Genomic DNA, 18,001 nt, shown 5'->3' on the forward strand with positions numbered 1-18,001 from the left:
GGGGCTTTTATATATAGATGACGCAATTTGGGGGTTAAGATTTCCTCAATCAACCTCAAACTGCAATATTCACCCAAATTACCAACCAATAACCAACCGCTTCACCATCCGCGTTTATCTGCGTTTATCTGTGGTTAAAAATCTCTTCTAAAACCCGTAATTACTTTAGTCGCGAAACCGTCTTTTTTTTTTGCGCGGTCATTCTCCACCGTGTACAGAATATCATGTCAAGTCGTTAAAAATCAAGTGCTAAATCACACTAATTTCAGCTTGAGATTGAGCAATTGTCACATCTATATATAGATGACGCAATTTGGGGGTTAAGATTTCCTCAATCAACCTCAAACTGCAATATTTACCCAAATTACCAACCAATAACCAACCGTTCAATCATCCGCGTTTATCTGCGTTTATCTGTGGTTAAAAATCTCTTCTAAAACCCAACTAATCTAACCTTCGTCTTGCTGCCTCCAAAATAATCCGTTGTTCGGCACGAGCGATTGCCTGATAAGTTTTTTCCACCGCCTCAACTTCCACAGAAATAGAACTAATCCCCCAACGTACCAAACTATCAATTAATTCCGGATAAAGCACCGGAGCCTGACCGCAAATCGAACAAGGAATTTCCGTCGCTTTCGCTAAATCAATTAACTGTTTAACCGCAGCCAAAACAGCAGGATGACGCTCGTCGAACAAACTTACTAGATCGGCATTTTCGCGGTCTACACCCAAAAGTAACTGAGTTAAATCATTAGTACCGATAGAAATCCCCTGAACGCCTGCGGCAACATATTCCTGAAACTGAAACAAAACCGAAGGCACTTCTGCCATCATCCAAAGTTGAAAATTAGCCTGCTTATTTAAGCCCAAATCTACTATTCGTTGACGACAGAAAACAAACTCATCCACACTGCGGACAAAAGGCAAAATCAAACTAAGATTGTTGTAACCTTGCTGAAAAACCAAAGCCAAAGCCTGTAATTCAGCGACAAATAATTCTGGATGTAACAAATAAGTAAAAGTTCCTCGTTGTCCGAGGAGAGGATTAAGTTGAGATTTCGAGTTAGGAAGATGGTCAAAAAAACGAGGTAACTCTGGATCTCGCCAATCAGTAGAACGATAGAAAACAGAACGGGGTGCAAAAGCAGCCGCAAACTGAGTAATTGCCCCAGCTAATAATTTAATAAAAATAGGCTTTCGTTCCGGCTGTAACCACCAATTCGGTGCTTGATTTCCCAGTAACTCTAAAATTAGTAACTCCGAGCGCAACAAACCCACGCCATCCACAGGTAATTGAGCAGCTTTAGCCAGAGTATTAGTTTGGGAGAGATTGACGAATAACTGTGTGGCAATTGGATAACTAGAAACTCGATTAACAGTAGTTGCTGTAGGAGGATTGTCTTGAGTTTCCAAACAGGGTAAAACCGTTTCCTCTAACTCTAAAGATGACCCAGTGGGAACTTGAGTAGAACTTGATTTTCTGGGAGACAAACGATAAACCTCACCGCGAGTGCCATCAATTAAAAGTGACTCTCCAGGTTGAATTTTTTCGATTGCACCAGTAGCACCAACCACAGCCGGAATACCTAACTCGCGAGCAATAATTGCTGCATGAGAAGTAAGTCCAGATTTTTCTGCAACCACACCGGCAGCTTGATAAAGTAAAGGCAACCAATCAGGAACAATACTAGAAGTAATTAAAATACAGTTAGGTGGAATAGTTGGTAAATCTTCTCTGACATCGGGGACAAGAAAAGCCGGAGCGATCGCGCGTCCCCCAGAAGCAGATAAACCTTTAACAATTAAATTGGGAAGTTCGATAGTAGGGGCTACTTCTGGAGATGGTAATTGGGGAGAATCGAATTGAGTTAAATATAGCTTGTGAGAAGAACTAGATTCTGACATAGGGACAAAAATCCATTCTAGATGAAAGTGCGGCTCGTTCCCAGTAGCAAGAAGTTGAATCACCCGGATTAATTCACCCAAATCCTCATCACTCAAAGCATAACTATTTTGTTCTTCTTCACTGAGTAAATAAGCTTCTAAACTATGTTCTTCAAGATTGAGCCGATAAGCACGATTTTTGTGACCGATTTGTCGCCGTTCCACTTCACCAGTTGCCATAACAACCTGAAAAAAATCTGGGAGAACCTCTCCCTTAACAATACTGTGTCCAAAACCCCAATTAGCTTGAATGCGGGCAATCGTACCATCAGTTTCCACTATCCCAGAAGCTACAGGCGAGATCGCGCTTTGCACTAAAATTGCTAAATCTAAAGGAAATTCGCGGTGATGGCGGAAACAGTAAAATAAACAATGAGCGCTAAATAACTCTCCCCAAACTTGTTTGAGATTGGTAGCTAAACTGTCTTTTTGACAAGCACAAATTTGGGCAGGGAGTAAACCAGTTAATGGTTGGGGAAGAGAAGCACGTAAAATCAAACTAGGAGAATTTAAACTAGTCGCCTGGGCAATTAAATTAGATAACCAAACTTCCGGTAAATAAGTAGCAGCGATCGCCCGACGCAATCTTTGTGCCGTCAACTGCAAAGTTTCGCGATCGTCGAGATTAATTTGTAAAAATGAATTAGGTAATTGAGCTAATAAAGGTTCCGACTCAGCCACAAGAGTAAGAAACTCTTGGAAACTAGCAGCAGGAATCACAAAACCATCGCTTACCGGATAGCCACGTTGTGCGAGTTGGCTTAAAGCAAATGCTTTTTCTCCAACTTCTGGATAATCTGAGGATTGAATCTGATTCAGCCAGGAGAAATTTTCCACTCGAATAGTATGTCAACTTCGTAATTGCCAATGCTGTTGAGAAGTAAACAAGTTACAACAGAAAAGAAAGAGCGCAGTACAACCAGCAAAGATCCGCAAAATCACTGACAAAGGCAACCGAACAGGCGCAATAGGATAAAGATCGGCAGTAACTGGGATTTGCTGCTTTGCTGCCAAATTGGGAAACCAAAACACATAGTAACAGGGCGACATCTACTAATAATCGATATGAACTTAGCTCTAGGAAAAACAATCAGTGGGCGCTACCAAATTGTTTCTCAGTTGGGACGAGGAGGATTCGGCACGACTTTTATTGCTGTTGATAACCACTTACCCGACAAGCGACGTTGTGTGGTTAAACAACTCAAACCTCAAGCTACAGATTCGTTAACTTTAGAAATAGCCAGAAGGTTATTTGATACCGAAGCACAAACTTTGTTGCAACTGGGAACTCATCCTCAAATTCCTCAATTGTTTGCTTATTTTGAGGAGGATGAGGAATTTTATTTGGTTCAAGAGTACGTCGAAGGTACGGAACTCAACGAAGAACTAACGCCTCCTCAAACGAAAAGCGAAACCGAAGTTATCGAACTTTTGCAAGAGATTCTCGAAATTTTAAACTTCGTCCATCAACATCAGGTGATTCACCGCGATCTTAACGGACGAAACATCATTAGGCGTAAAAAAGATGGTAAATTAGTTTTAATCGATTTTGGTGCTGTTAAACAAGTTACTACTCAAGTTGCTTCCTGCGGACAAACAGATTTAACTGTGGCGATCGGAACTCCGGGATATCGTCCGAGCGAACAAGCTAATGGGAATCCTCAATTAAGTAGCGATATTTATGCTTTAGGAATGTTAATTATTCAAGCTTTGACTGGTTGTTCGCCAAATAAGTTGCCCAAAGATCCTCTGACTAGCGAAATTAGTTGGCACGAGATCGTCCAAGTTAGTCCGGGATTGAGGAAAGTGCTGGCTAAAATGGTAAGCTATGATTACCGCGATCGCTATCCGACAGCGAAAGAAGCTTTGGCGGCAGTAGCAAATTTGACGAATTCAACTACTGCTTTGATGTCATCGACTCTGCAATCGGGAAATCAAAGATTAGAAAATAAAGTTAGTTTAAAAAAGTTAAATCGTCTTCCGTGTAGTTGGTTATCTTCGGGATTGTTGGTGTTATTGGCGATCGCTGGAGGCATAATCGGGATAATTGCCCTTGGGAATTTGCGAAATACGGCTAATTCTACTAATTTATACGAACAAGGTAAGACTTTTTATGAGTTAAATCGTTACGATCGCGCTTTAGTAGCTTATCAAGGCGCGATCGCAATTCGACCCGATTATGCCGAAGCTTGGAAAGGTCAAGGAGATACTCTCAAAAGTTTAGAACAAGATCGCGAAGCTTTACAAGCTTATGAAAAAGCAATTCAACTTCAACCAGATTATTGGCAAGCTTGGCTCGGTAGGGCAGAAGTTCTTGCTAATCTAGAAGAAGTTCCCGAAGCAATTTCGGCTTTTGAAAAGGTGATTTCTCTACAACCCAAACAAGTCGCAGCTTGGTTGGGAAAAGGGAAAATTCAAATGAAGTTAGCTGAATATAGTGCCGCGATCGCTACTTTTGAACGAGTCTTAGAATTACAGCCTGATGATGCTCATACTTGGTACGAAATGGGCGAAGCTTTAAGTTATCTCGAACGTGATTCGGAAGCAGTCACAGCTTACGATCGCGCTTTAAGTTTAAAACCAGATTTTAGTCAAACTTGGTACAGTCGCGGTAATGCTTTGATGAATTTGTCTGATTATTCCCCAGCAGTTGATTCTTTCCAACAAGCAGTTAAATTTCAACCTGACTGGGCACAAGCTTGGTATAATCTCGCTACTGCTAAAAGTAAGTTAGGACAATATCAACAAGCAATTGCCGCTTACGATCGCGTGATTCAATTAACACCAAATGACTATCAAACTTGGTACGATCGCGGTTTCGCTTTTCAGCAAGAACAACGCTATCAAGAAGCAATTGCTGACTACGATCGCGCCCTCGAAATCAATACTCAAGACCCAAGCATTTGGTATCAAAGAGGTATAATATTATACAACCTCGAACGCGATCGCGAAGCGATCGTTTCCTTCGAGCAAGCCACCGCCCTCCAACCAGAATTACACCAAGCTTGGTATAATCGCGGCAATGCTCTGTTACGTTTACAACGTACCGCCGAAGCGATCGCTTCCTATGATAAAGCCCTCCTCTACAAACCTAATTATCCCGAAGCCAGTCAAGCTAAAGAACGTGCCGAAAAACAACTTTTAGGAATTACTCAAAATGATTGATGAGGATTTTATTACCACATTAATCGATAATTAGACCATTTTGTTAACAAAAATTAACATAAATTGCCGAAAATGAGGCATAAAAGCGCAACTATCTTGAGAAAGAATTTAGAATTAGAGCTTATAATCAGTACAGGAATTGTAAAATTCCCATACAGTTCTTAGCGAACCTTAAACAAAAGTGTAGCTGACACTCAAATAGTGATGCCTCGAATACTCGTCATCGACGATGACCCTGCAATCTCAGAATTAGTATCCATCAACCTAGAAATGGCAGGATACGAAGTAAATCAAGCAGCAGACGGTATAAAAGGTCAAGCTTTAGCCGTACAATTGCAGCCAGACTTGATTATGCTCGATCTAATGCTACCAAAAGTTGATGGCTTTACCGTATGTCAGCGCCTGCGTCGGGACGATCGCACTGCGGACATTCCGGTTTTAATGCTAACAGCCCTAGGTCAAACCCAAGACAAAGTAGAAGGATTTAACGCTGGTGCAGACGATTATCTCACCAAACCCTTTGAAGTCGAAGAAATGCTAGCCAGGGTGAGGGCTTTGCTGCGGCGAACCGATCGCATTCCCCAAGCCGCAAAGCACTCAGAAATCCTCAACTACGGACCCTTAACGCTAGTACCAGAAAGATTTGAAGCAATTTGGTTTGACAAAACAGTCAAACTAACTCATCTCGAATTTGAGTTGCTACATTGTTTGTTACAGCGTCACGGACAAACCGTATCTCCTAGCGAAATCCTCAAAGAAGTGTGGGGTTACGATCCCGACGACGACATCGAAACGATCCGCGTCCACATCAGACACTTGAGAACCAAACTAGAACCCGATCCCCGCCATCCGCGCTATATCAAAACCGTTTATGGTGCTGGTTACTGTTTAGAGTTACCTGGTAACGTCAACTCAGATCGAGCCGCAGTCTAAACTTAATTCCGCCTGGAGGCGGAATTAAGTTTAAATAAGTTTTTGGGGACGAAAAGAAGGATCGACAAAATCAAGAATTCGGCTAATTCTGTTCTCCCAAGAATATTGTTCCACCAAAGCGCGATCGTGAATATGGTCTGGACTCCATTGAGGATAAGCAGAAAAAACCCGTTCCAGACATCCAGCAAGTTCAGTCGCGCTATCCGGTTCGCACCAGCCAGCAATCAAAGGAGAAGAGCGAAAATCGTCCAAAGAAGGAATAGTTGTCGAAACGATCGGTTTTCCGGCAGCGATATAGTCAAATAGCTTCAACGGAGAAGTAAAATTAGCAGCTTCCCCAGAAAGATGAGGATAAACAAGAAGATCGGCAGCTTGCAGCAAACTAGCCAAATTTTTGTGAGGTAAATAACCAACTAAAGCCACATTTTCAAGCTGTTTTGACTGAACTATTTCTTGATAAGCTTGACGTTCCTTTTCCGGACCACCAGCCAAAGCAAATTGAACATTTGGCAATTGAGAAGCAACCTCAATCAAGAGATCGATACCTTTAAAAGTATGTAAAGCCCCAGCATAGACAACCAAGCGATCGCGCTTTTCAGTTAGTAATTGTTGGCGCCAAGTTCGAGCAGCTTCTGGATGACGCTCATAAAAAAATTGATTAAAACCATTATGCAATTTAACCGTCTTTTCTGGCGGCATTCCATTACGAATTAAGTTTTCTCGTACCGTATCAGCCACAGTCACAGCAACCTGTAAAAATCGCTGATTAACTATTTCCGGCTCATATTTTTTATTTTCGTAATGATGACATTCGTAAATAGCGGGGATTTCGTTCTTAACTGCGGCTTTAACAAAATTCCAATCGCGACTATGGACGATTTGAGTTTTTGGTTTCAAATGTACTGGTAAGTAATACTTACAAGCAATAGTATTAGAGTCAGTAAGCTTACCACGAATTCGGTCTATCGGATAAGGCATTGGTAAAGGAGCAACTTTTAAGCGAGACTGAAGATGGTAAAACTCTAATAACTTTAGCTCTGGTTTTCTCGGACGAAAAGGAGCAATTAAATTGAGAGGATTGAGAGAACGAAAGTCTTTTTGCAGAGATACCAAAACTGCGGGATAACCCAAATTAGCAGCAGCATTAGCTGAATGGGATACTTGCACCAAGTGAGCTTTTGGTTGAGGCAAGACATCACCAAGATAAAAAACGTAGTATTTAGCCATAAATTTTACTAACCAGAGATTGAAGGTAAAGATAGTTACTCAACTTCTAAGGGTAACTTAGGAGCTTGTTCTTCAAAGAACTCAATTGTATTTAGTAAGCGAATTGCCGACTCATAAGACTCCTCAATTAACTCTTCTTGTTCTTCAGGAGTATCGATCAAATCATCAGTTAATAAACGTAGGGAACCAATCATGCCATTAAGAGTAGTCCGAACTTCATAAGAAAGACGATTTTGTAATTCTTGAGAAATTAACAAAGAAGTTCTAATTAAAGCCGGACTGTAAGGTAAGCTCGACTTAGGCTTATCAGAAAATTGCATTTCATAGAGACGTGCATATTGACCGCCTTTAATTTCCAATAATTCTTCGTGGCTACCAATTTCCACAATTTTACCTTTTTCGAGTACCACAATTTGATAAGCTCTTTGTACCGTCGAGAGTCGGTGAGCAATAACTAAAGTAGTACGAGATCGACAGAGTTCATCAATTGCTTCCTGGACTAATCGTTCGGAAACCGTATCCAAAGCCGAAGTAGCTTCATCTAAAATGAGGATATCAGGATCGCGGAGCAAAGCACGAGCGATCGCCAATCTTTGTCGCTGTCCCCCCGAAAGCATCACCCCGCGATCGCCAATTTCCGTATCAAAGCCTTGGGGTAAATTCATGATAAACTCGTAAGCATTAGCTCGTTTAGCCGCATCAACTATTTGTTCTTCCGTGGCTTCCTCCCGACCATAAGCAAGATTGTGGCGTACTGTATTATTAAACAAAAAAGTATCTTGACTAACTACCCCCATTGCTTGCCTTAAAGAGGAAATTTTGTATTTTTTAAGATCTTTTCCATCAAAAGTAATCCGTCCCGCCGTCGGATCGTAAAATCTCGGTAGCAAATCTGCTAAAGTAGACTTACCCGCACCGGAAGAACCCACCAAAGCGATCGTCTTTCCTTTAGGTATCCATAAATCGATCTCCTTCAGTACCAACTCTTCGTGATTTGGATAGGAAAAACTTACCTTTTCAAACTTAATTCCTTCGACTAAGTTTTGATAATCTTCATCCCCCTGAACCATAAAAGGTTTATCTTTTTTATTTAAGAAATCCGCAATAATTTCCGCACTAGGAACCGCATTAGCAAACTTGCTTCTGGCACCATTTAACTTACCCATAAACGGCAGCAAGCGAAATAACAAAACCAAATACACAGCCAAATCTGTCGAAACCGTTTCTAGCTGCTGAGAAAAGATATAACTCCCACAAATCACGATTAATAACAAAGCAATAATTCCCGAAACTTCATTAATCGGTGCAACTGCACCATAATTAGCTTCTGCTTGAAAATCCGCTTGCTCTCTTTCCCTAATTATTTTTTTGATTTTTTGATATTCTTCTTCTTCTTTACTAACCGTTTTAATTAAACGAATACCCGTTAATATTTCATATAATTTATTAGAATATTCTTGGGACTTTTTAGTTAAACTTCTTCCAATTTGTTTAGCTCTTTTAATAAAATATTGATTGACTAAAGCCACCAAAAATAGCAAAAAAGTTGCCACAATAGTCAACTGCCAAGAAAGGGAAAGGAGAAAAGCGATAAAAACGAGAATAGTGATCGAATCGCTAAACATAGAAATTGCCACTTTTACCGCACCAGCAGTCTTACCTACCTCCGTACTAATACGATTGATAATATCGCCAATTTTGTACTTAGCATAAAAATCTATATCGACATCTAAGAGCAATCTTAGCCCTTCTAAGCGCATCCCATTCACCAAAGAACGAGATAAATAACCAGCAGTTAACGAATTAGCATAATTAGCAATATTTTTCAGAATAATTGCCAGCAGAACTGCCCCCGTCATTGCCATTAACTTTTGCTCTTCTGGGAAGCTATCAAAAAAAGACAAAACCTTTTGCAGTGCCGGGGGACCTCCCTTCAATTCAAACTCTTCCTTACCCAAAAATGCCAATAACAAAGGTACAATCAAAGCAGTTCCTACACCATTAAACAGCGCTCCAGAAAAGCCGAGAATGACAGTAGCAGCTACCAACCAAGGATATTTAAAAGCGAATCTTAGAAGTAAGCGATTTGGGGAAGACATAAACTCTTTTCTCGTTGTAAAGTAAAAAAAACAATTAGCAATTTTGTCTAATTTTTTGCCAAGGTTCGATGACCGAAGCAAGAACATTTGCCATTGTCTCAACGCTATAATATTCCACACAGCGTTCTCGCGCCTTTTTTCCTTTCTCAGTAGCCAATTCCCAATTATCAAAGATAATCTTAATCGCTGCTGCTAATTGCTGAGGAGAACTAGGCTCAACAAGAAAACCTGTATCGCCAATAATTTCGGGAATATCGCCAACGCAGGTTGACAAAATTGGTTTTGCCATTGCCATACCATCAGTTAATTTTAGGGGAAATTGAGCTTGAGCGGCAGGAGTATCCCGTTGAGGAACAACTAATACATGAGCCGCACTGACAACCTCTGGCATTTGTTCAACGGGACACCGAGGTAGTTTAATAATCCAACGACCCCATTGGGCGATTAATTGGCGATCGTAATCATCATAAGGACTACCACCAACTATTACTAATCTTAAGTCTGGGATTTCGAGAATGTCTAGCGCCATGAGTAAATCTTCTACACCTTTATAAGGTCGAGGAGCGCCAGGAAACATTAGAACTTTATAAGGACTTAAATTGTATTTAGCACGACTAGCTTCTGGGTCATATTTTTCTGGAGAAAAAAGGGAAGTATCTTTACCATTGGGGACTGAAATCCCGCCAAAACGTTGTTGCAAAAATTTAGTATGAACTGTGACTGCATCAGCGTAGTTAACCAAGTTTTCTAGACGCTTTAAATAAAAAGGATGATCCGGATATCTTAACGCTCCTTCTGGTTGGAGAAGATCGCGAGCTAATTGTTTTAAACTAGGGCGATATTGCCATTCGTCACCACCATGCCAACTTAGTTCCCAGTCATCAATATCTAACAATAAGGGACGACGGCTGAGTAATTTTTTAATAATCGCAATCCCAAAACTGCTAGTTTTCAGTTTAACTGCATAAATGAGGTCTCCATCAATTCTTTTGAGGAGGTGAGAAGCAGCGTTAATAACTCCTGAATAATATTGACAAGGAAAAGAAACAATCGAAATTTCCGGAGCGGAAATTGTGCTGGAACTGCTATCAAATGCCAACCCCAGCATTTCGACATCGCAGTTAAGTTTTTGCAGAGCTTTAGCTAGTAAAAACGGACGTACGGCTCCTCCCCAGCGACCAGAACCACTACTGGATAAGTCGCTAACAACGAGAGAAATTTTTAATTTTTGGTTATTGTTTTTTGCGATCGCCGAGCTTGCCATTGATAAAAATTAAGAAGGTAATTATTTACGAAAATTGGCTCAAGCTAGATTAATTAAGGAAACCAAGAAAAAACTTCAATTAGTGAACTTTAGCCTGCCAGCTTGCAGTTCGTCAAAAACACGATTAATTTGCGATCGCCCCTCATCGCTGACTAAAAAATCTGACAGAAAAATATTCACCAGTTGAAGATGCTCTTGACGGCTGAGTTTCCCGGTTTCGAGGATTCGCTCTACGATTTGCTTGGCACTTTGGTTATACTGATTCGGAAGGTTGGCTGCCATTGACTTGAAGTAGTTTTGGGTAAATTAGACGGACCCTACTCCTCCTTACGGGGCTTGCGGGAGGAATCGCTTTTATCTTAACTATTATCAGAGACAGTTGTGACTAGTGGAATTACCTGGCAATTATTCTTGGAGGAAGTCACTGATGCAGGTACACCGCATTCCGGCGCTATCTGATAACTACATTTTTCTACTTTACGATCCCGAAGCCAAGACAGCCGCAGCGATCGATCCTGCTGAGGCTAAACCAGTTTTAGAGCTTCTCAAAGCCTGGGATGCTGAATTGGTAGCAATTTTTAACACTCACCACCATCAAGATCATGTTGGGGGAAATAAACAGCTAATCAAGCATTTTCCCCAAGTGAGAGTTTATGGAGGTGCTAGCGATCGCGGCAGAATCCCCGGACAAGAGGTATTCTTAAATGAAGGCGATGCGGTCGAATTTGCTGGTAGAATTGGCGAAGTCTTCTTTGTTCCCGGACATACCCGCGCTCATATCGCTTACTATTTTCCCCCCACGAAACCGGATGAACCAGGGGAATTATTCTGCGGTGATACTTTATTTGCTGGTGGCTGTGGCAGACTATTTGAAGGTACGCCAGCCCAAATGGTCGATTCTTTAAGTAAAATTCGTGCTTTACCCGATAATACTCGGATTTGGTGCGCTCACGAATATACACTCAAAAATCTTCAATTTGCTCTTACCATCGATCCAGAAAATTCTGCTTTACAAACTCGTTACCGAGAAGTAGCACAAGCTCGTCAAGAAAACCAAGCTACAGTACCATCTTTACTACAAATCGAAAAATTAACCAATCCCTTTTTAGGCTGGGATCGTCGGGAATTACAAGCAGTAACCGGAATTCAAGATCCACTCCGAACCTTTGCCCGTTTACGGGGAATGAAAGACCAATTTTAATGTTAAGATAAAATGTTTGCCCTCATCGTCAGTAGCGATCGGGGAACGTTTAGCAAACTGAACAATTTTCAAACAGACTATGGCACACCGCGTACAAGTAGTATTAAGTAAAGACGTAAATAAGCTAGGTAACGCAGGGGACTTAGTGGAAGTAGCTCCAGGTTATGCTCGTAATTACCTAGTTCCTCAAGGAATTGCTGTAAGAGCAACTCCTGGTATTCTCAAGCAAGTAGAACAAAGAAGAGAAAAAGAAAGACAGCGTTTAGAAGCAGAAAAGCAACAAGCAGAAAATCGCAAAACAGCTTTGCAAACTATTGGTCGTTTTACGATCCGCAAACAAGTGGGCGAAAAAGATGCTATCTTCGGTACAGTGACGACGACAGAAGTAGCAGAAGCGATTCAACAAGCTACTGGTCAGGAAGTAGACCGTCGCGGAATTACGCTACCGGATATTAGTAGCATTGGTTTTTACGAAGCTCAAGTCAAGTTACACCCAGAAGTTACTGCAACGATTGAAATTCAAGTTGCTCCTCTTTAAATTGGGGACTGGTGATTGGGGACTGGGGATTGGGGACTGGGAAATCAGTTATCAGTTAACAGTTTATCTCCCCCCTCTTCCTCGTCTTCCCCCTCTCCCTTGTCTCCAATCTCTACTGATAACTGTTCACTGTTCACTGAAAACCCCCTCTCCCAATTCCCAATCCCTAATCCCTAATCCCCAATTCCCAATTCCCTAGATAAGAATGACACAAGAATTTTTTGCTCCAACTCAAAGTCATTCTCTTCCTCCGCAAAATGTTGATGCGGAGGAGTCGATTCTAGGTGGAATTTTACAGGACCCCGAAGCTATTGGTAGGGTAGCAGATTTACTGCGTCCAGAAGCGTTTTATGTAAGCGCTCATCGCGATATTTATCAAGCAGCTTTTGAACTTTATCGTCAAGGGAAACCGACGGATTTAACCACGGTTGCGAGTTGGTTGAGCGATCGCGCTTTACTCGAAAAAATTGGTGGGACAAATAAACTGGTACAATTGGTAGCGCCGACTGTCTCAGCCGTAAATATCGATCGCTACGCACTGCTAGTTGAGGAAAAGTATCAGCGTCGTGAATTAATTAAGGCGGGAAATGAGATTGTCGATCTGGCTTACAATACTGCTAAAGAGCTAAATACGGTTTTTGATGAGTCAGAACAGAAGATTTTTAGTTTGACGCAGCAACGTCCGCAACAAGGTTTAACTTCTTTAGCGGATACCCTCAGAGATACTTTTAACGAAATTGAAGCGCTACAAGAACAAACTAAGCTTCCGGGAATTACTTGCGGTTTCTACGATTTGGATGCGATGACGAGTGGTTTTGGACGCTCGGATTTGATTATTATCGCAGGTAGACCTTCGATGGGAAAAACTGCTTTGGGGCTAGGTATGGCTGCTAATATTGCTAAACAACATGGTTTATCGGTGGCTATTTTTAGCTTGGAAATGTCGAAGGAGCAGTTATCACAGCGTTTGTTAGCTAGTGAAGCAAGAATTGAAGGAAACCGTTTGCGATCGGGAAGGATCAGTCAAACTGAAATGGAAGCTTTGGTTAATGCTTTGGGTATGTTATCTGACCTACCGATTTTTATTGATGATACCGCTAATTTGAGCGTGATGCAAATGCGATCGGAGGCGCGTCGTTTGCAAGCGGAACAAGGTGGAAATTTAGGTTTGGTTTTAATTGATTATTTACAGTTAATGGAGGGAAGCGGTAGCGATAATCGCGTTCAAGAGTTATCAAAAATTACTCGTTCTTTGAAGGGTTTATCTCGTGAATTAAATGTTCCAGTGATTGCACTTTCTCAACTTAGTCGGGGTGTGGAACAAAGAACAAATAAACGTCCAATGATGTCTGATTTACGCGAATCAGGGTGCTTGAGCGGTGATACCTTAGTTACATTAGCTGACACTGGAGTAGAAGTACCAATTCGCGATTTAGAAGGAAAATCAGGTTTTGCAGTTTGGGCGTTAAATGTTGCTACAATGAAATTAGAAAAGGCAATTGTTAGCAATTCTTTTGCTACTGGTATCAAACCTGTATTTAAACTCAAAACTCGTCTCGGAAGAGAAATTAGCGCTACTTGCAATCACCAGTTTCTCACTATTAATGGCTGGGGAAGGTTAGATAGTTTAAAAGTAGGTGAATGTATAGCTTTACCTCTTAGTATTGCTAATTTTAGAACATCTTTATACAAGAATAATTTGAGCCGAATTAAAGCTGGAAAACTTGCTGAAGTTGTTAAGTCTGAAAAAATTACTTGTTTAGCTGATAGCGATATTTATTGGGATGAAATTGTTGCAATTGAAGCTGATGGTGAAGCTAAGGTTTATGATTTAACAGTTCCTAGTTTACACAATTTTATTGCTAATAATTTGGTTGTGCATAATTCGATTGAGCAAGATGCAGATTTAATTGTGATGTTGTATCGTGATAGTTATTATAATCCTGATTCGCCCGATCGCAATATCGCTGAGGCAATTATTACTAAACATCGTAACGGACCCACGGGAACGGTGAAACTGCTATTTTTACCAGAATTAACTAAGTTTGATAATCTTGCTCCTCAAGGTGGATATTAGCTTTTAGTTCGCTCTTTACCACAAATTGGCAAAAATGTCAAGAACAAAAGAGGAACGCAGCATAGCTAAACTAAAAGCTGATACCGCGTTCCTCGTGAAAATAACTCAGTTTCTAGGAAGCAATTTCCAACAATTCGACATCAAAAATGAGAGTCGAATTAGGAGGAATCACACCTCCAGCACCTCTGCTACCGTACCCTAATTCCGGAGGAATAATCAACTTGCGACGACCCCCTTGTTTCATCATTCCGACACCTTCATCCCAGCCTTTAATAACCTGTCCGACACCGATTTTAAAGGAAAAAGGTGACCCGCGATCGCGCGAACTGTCAAACTTAGTACCATCTTCGAGAGTACCAGTGTAGTGAACCACAACCGTTTGTCCTGGTTTGGGTGTCGCACCTTCTCCTTCTTTGATTTCAACGTATTTCAGCCCAGAATCAGTAGTGATAGCTTCATCCATGTTAATATCCTGTAATTGTGCATTAGCTTCGTCAGCGACGGTGCGATCGCTTTGAACTTCTGTTTTTACTGGGGAATCAGTATTGGCTGCTACATCTCCAGCATTATTATTCAACACCACAGACACCACCAAAAGCAAACCAAAAACCGCGATCGCCGCCAAGCTAATTAAAATCGGTTTCATAATTTTATCCTGTAGTTACTTAACGCCAAAGCTTATTTTCCAAATCTCGTACTTGACGTTCCAGACGATCTATGCGTCCCCGTAACTCATCCATTTCCGACTGACGAGGAACACCCAAATCTTGTAACAAATGGCGCAATTGTCGTTCCATCTGCCCTTCGATATTACCGCGATCGGTGTTAATTTTCTCCATCACCTCATCAACCATCGCCTTAGCTTGGTCGGGATTAACTTTACCATCTCGCACCAACTGTTCGCTAGCTTCGCGCAACTTCTCAGTTACCAAAGAGGTTGTCCCAATACCAACCATAAATAACTGTTGAATCCAATTTTCATTATTCATAGTTCAATTACCTATTTAATTATTATCCTAGGAACGCACCAAAATGAACGCCCTCACAGAGGTTAAAAATGTGAGGAGTAACGAATCTAGAGACATTGCGTGCAACCTCTCTACAACCGAGGAATTCCCTCACTGACATACATGATGGCATAAGTGACATCCTCCCACAGCAAATCGAAGATTATGCTGTGGGCTTCCCAGTCTCACGACTGGGCATTGCTCCCCTACGCCAGTTGTCTAGGCACATCGCCCCCGACACCTCGACTTGAGAGCCAATACGAGTGCTTTTCGGGAGTCCCCCGATACGTTTCTAGTCCTCTATTGAGCAGTTCTTGGGCTGAAGCAATATCTCTATCTACCTCGTATTGACATTCAGGACAAGAATGAACCCTATCTGAGAGTTCTTTCCTCGCTGTAATTCGGCAATTGGGACAAGTTTGAGAAGTTCCTCTATGGTCTACTTCTCCGACAAATACCCCCCTCTTCTTGCCAACAAATTTAAGGATAGAACGAAACTGCCCAAACCCTGCATCAATTGTATGTTTGCCCAAAAAACCTTTTGCCATGATGCGAAAATCAATATCTTCGATGAATATAGTATCCGCCATGTCGCAAAGTTTATGGGCAAGCTTGTACTGATAATCCTTCCGCTTAAAAGCGATGTGGTTATGTTGCCTTTCTACCTTCGTTATAGCTTTCTCGTAATTCTTGGAACGCTTCTGTTTCTTCGCTAACCGACGTTGTAGCACTTTCAGCCGACTTTGCTCGGTTTTGAAGAATTTACGTCCAGGCTCAACAAAGCCATCACTGGTAGCCAGGTAAGATAATAACCCCACATCAACCCCAATGGCATGACCATGAGGGAAAGGGTCAGGGATTTCAATGTCTGAGTACAAAGCGATTACAGCAAACCACCCCATCGCCTTCTTGACTATCCGCACTTGCTTGACGATAAACCCGTTAGGAATAGGTCGATGCAAGTTGATTCCTACTTTCCCTAATTTGGGAAGTTGGATATGCCAACCTGTAATCGGGTTGGTTTTGAACTGTGGGAATAGCATCGACTTCATTTGTCCCACTTTCTTGTAACGAGGGAATCCATATCCCCTTTCCCTGAAGAAATCCCAAGCATCATGTAACCTCCGAATATTGGTTTGCAACACTTGAGAAGGAACGCATTTGAGTCGAGGAAATTCTTTCTTGGCTTTTGGTAGATTGTTTTGTTGCTGGTGGTAGCCAGGAAAAGGATAGTCTGCGGAAATAATATATTCTGATTCCAAGCTACACCTATCTATTGGACACTTCCTCGAAGCTATCCAATCTTTTAGTTCCCTCAACGCATAGTTGTATGACACTCGTAATGTTTCCAACCACTCATCGAGAAGTTGGATTTGTTGACTGTCAGGGTGTAGGCGGTAGGTGTAGTTTAGAATCATGCTCTTAGTCTACCATTCTTACTGCTTGGTGGTAAATATTAATTTGGGGGATGTCCATGTATCCCAACGCCAAATTGAGAATTATGGCGTGGGACTTCTCGCCTCCCCCAAACCCCCACCATCAGTTAAACTGCTTGTTAAACCTTAAGTAGGTACGGCTGTCCGCTAATCGAGAATAACTATGGTAATTGAATGGCTGCGCATCAAAGTTGCTCCCGAAGCGCGAGAAAAGTATATTCAGAAAGACGCAGAAATTTGGACACCCATGCTTACTCGCTATCCTGGTTTTTTGGGGAAAGAAGTATGGCTGAATCCAGAGAAAGCAGACGAAGTTGTCTTAATCATACGTTGGCGAACTCGTCAAGAGTGGAGTTCTGTCCCTATCGAAGATATTACCGAAACCGAGAAGCAATTCGACGAAGCAATGGGAGATACATCACATCAGATTGTTGAATCTCTAGAATATCAGGTTCGGAAATTTCCCCAAGGACGAAATTTGTAGAGGTTTAGCGCTTCTTTCTAGGGAAAAATGGGACTAAGTGCAATAATGTTAACGATCTAGTTTTTTTAATGCTAATCTGCGATTGAAAATAGCTGAATGGAAGTCAGGTTCGATTTCTAAAGCTCGATCGTAACTGGCGATCGCCTCTTGGTATTTTCCTAAATAATATAGCGCAACGCCTCGGTTAGTCCAAGCATAATCAAAGTCAGGTTTAAATTCGATCGCTCGGTCGTAACTAGCGATCGCTTCTTGATATCTTTTTAAATTATATAGCGCAAAGCCTCGGTTATTCCAAGCTTCATGATAGTCAGGTTTAATTTTAATAGCTCGATCGTAACTGGCGATCGCCTCTGTATATTTTCCTAACTCATTTAGCGAATTGCCTCGGTTATTCCAATACGCCAAGCTACCATAATTTTTGAGGAAGATTTTTCTTAATTTTGGCTTAAGTTGAGGCGTCATGACAACTGTTGGAGATGTTGCGTGTAACGTCTCTACAGAATCTTTCTTTTGGTATCAATTTAGTCCGCGAAGGGGGAACCTTGCTCGTGTATCCGCCCGTTTACGGGTTCGGCGTAAAAGATGCTGGGGAGATCAGATCCTTCGCTTCGCGAAGGATGACATTT

At 41.5% G+C, this 18,001-nt stretch carries 15 protein-coding genes; 6 read left to right on the top strand and 9 right to left on the bottom strand.

The features are described from left to right. Nucleotides 1–444 precede the first annotated feature (444 nt). Nucleotides 445–2,781, bottom strand: a complete 2,337-nt coding sequence (locus tag G3T18_RS11895) for a putative PEP-binding protein (RefSeq protein WP_224410772.1) — start codon at nucleotides 2,779–2,781, stop codon at nucleotides 445–447. Between the two features lie 228 nt (nucleotides 2,782–3,009). Between G3T18_RS11895 and G3T18_RS11900 the strand changes: the two genes are divergently transcribed. Then, nucleotides 3,010–5,109, top strand: a complete 2,100-nt coding sequence (locus G3T18_RS11900; RefSeq protein WP_224410773.1) for a tetratricopeptide repeat protein — start codon at nucleotides 3,010–3,012, stop codon at nucleotides 5,107–5,109. A 204-nt stretch (nucleotides 5,110–5,313) separates the two neighbouring features. Next, nucleotides 5,314–6,042 carry a response regulator transcription factor gene (locus G3T18_RS11905; protein ID WP_224410774.1) on the top strand — a complete coding sequence of 243 codons (729 nt, stop codon included), beginning with the start codon at nucleotides 5,314–5,316 and terminating at the stop codon, nucleotides 6,040–6,042. A 30-nt stretch (nucleotides 6,043–6,072) separates the two neighbouring features. Here G3T18_RS11905 and G3T18_RS11910 read toward each other — a convergent pair whose 3' ends face one another. From G3T18_RS11910 to G3T18_RS11925, 4 genes are all read right to left on the bottom strand, one after another. Then, nucleotides 6,073–7,269 carry a glycosyltransferase gene (locus G3T18_RS11910; protein ID WP_224410775.1) on the bottom strand — a complete coding sequence of 399 codons (1,197 nt, stop codon included), beginning with the start codon at nucleotides 7,267–7,269 and terminating at the stop codon, nucleotides 6,073–6,075. Between the two features lie 35 nt (nucleotides 7,270–7,304). Next, nucleotides 7,305–9,368: an ABC transporter ATP-binding protein gene (locus G3T18_RS11915; protein WP_224410776.1), complete on the bottom strand. Its 2,064-nt coding sequence runs from the start codon at nucleotides 9,366–9,368 to the stop codon at nucleotides 7,305–7,307. A gap of 34 nt (nucleotides 9,369–9,402) precedes the next feature. After that, a complete protein-coding gene (locus G3T18_RS11920; protein WP_224410777.1) occupies nucleotides 9,403–10,632 on the bottom strand; it encodes a glycosyltransferase family 4 protein in 1,230 nt (409 codons plus the stop codon). Between the two features lie 75 nt (nucleotides 10,633–10,707). Then, nucleotides 10,708–10,914 carry a hypothetical protein gene (locus G3T18_RS11925; RefSeq protein ID WP_224410778.1) on the bottom strand — a complete coding sequence of 69 codons (207 nt, stop codon included), beginning with the start codon at nucleotides 10,912–10,914 and terminating at the stop codon, nucleotides 10,708–10,710. A gap of 145 nt (nucleotides 10,915–11,059) precedes the next feature. Between G3T18_RS11925 and gloB the strand changes: the two genes are divergently transcribed. The 3 genes from gloB (at nucleotide 11,060) to dnaB (ending at nucleotide 14,448) form a co-directional block, all read left to right on the top strand. Further along, a complete protein-coding gene (gene gloB / locus G3T18_RS11930; RefSeq protein WP_224410779.1) occupies nucleotides 11,060–11,833 on the top strand; it encodes a hydroxyacylglutathione hydrolase in 774 nt (257 codons plus the stop codon). Between the two features lie 79 nt (nucleotides 11,834–11,912). Continuing rightward, entirely contained in the window at nucleotides 11,913–12,371 is a 459-nt protein-coding gene (rplI, locus tag G3T18_RS11935) for a 50S ribosomal protein L9 (protein WP_224410780.1), read from the top strand. Between the two features lie 205 nt (nucleotides 12,372–12,576). Further along, entirely contained in the window at nucleotides 12,577–14,448 is a 1,872-nt protein-coding gene (dnaB, locus tag G3T18_RS11940; protein ID WP_224410781.1) for a replicative DNA helicase, read from the top strand. Nucleotides 14,449–14,560: 112 nt separating this feature from the next. Here the strand turns inward: dnaB and G3T18_RS11945 are convergent, their stop codons facing one another. From G3T18_RS11945 to G3T18_RS11955, 3 genes are all read right to left on the bottom strand, one after another. Then, nucleotides 14,561–15,094: an FKBP-type peptidyl-prolyl cis-trans isomerase gene (locus tag G3T18_RS11945; RefSeq protein WP_224410782.1), complete on the bottom strand. Its 534-nt coding sequence runs from the start codon at nucleotides 15,092–15,094 to the stop codon at nucleotides 14,561–14,563. A 19-nt stretch (nucleotides 15,095–15,113) separates the two neighbouring features. Further along, entirely contained in the window at nucleotides 15,114–15,437 is a 324-nt protein-coding gene (locus G3T18_RS11950; protein WP_224410783.1) for a phasin family protein, read from the bottom strand. 224 nt (nucleotides 15,438–15,661) lie between these two features. Further along, a complete protein-coding gene (locus G3T18_RS11955; protein WP_224410784.1) occupies nucleotides 15,662–16,873 on the bottom strand; it encodes an RNA-guided endonuclease InsQ/TnpB family protein in 1,212 nt (403 codons plus the stop codon). A 181-nt stretch (nucleotides 16,874–17,054) separates the two neighbouring features. Between G3T18_RS11955 and G3T18_RS11960 the strand changes: the two genes are divergently transcribed. Then, nucleotides 17,055–17,375, top strand: coding sequence for a TIGR03792 family protein (locus tag G3T18_RS11960; RefSeq protein WP_224410785.1), 321 nt, complete (start codon nucleotides 17,055–17,057; stop codon nucleotides 17,373–17,375). A 48-nt stretch (nucleotides 17,376–17,423) separates the two neighbouring features. Here G3T18_RS11960 and G3T18_RS11965 read toward each other — a convergent pair whose 3' ends face one another. Then, nucleotides 17,424–17,837: a tetratricopeptide repeat protein gene (locus G3T18_RS11965; protein WP_224410786.1), complete on the bottom strand. Its 414-nt coding sequence runs from the start codon at nucleotides 17,835–17,837 to the stop codon at nucleotides 17,424–17,426. Between the last annotated feature and the right edge of the window lie 164 nt (nucleotides 17,838–18,001).

It is taken from the genome of Oscillatoria salina IIICB1 (assembly GCF_020144665.1).
Taxonomy (GTDB): Bacteria; Cyanobacteriota; Cyanobacteriia; order Cyanobacteriales; family SIO1D9; genus IIICB1.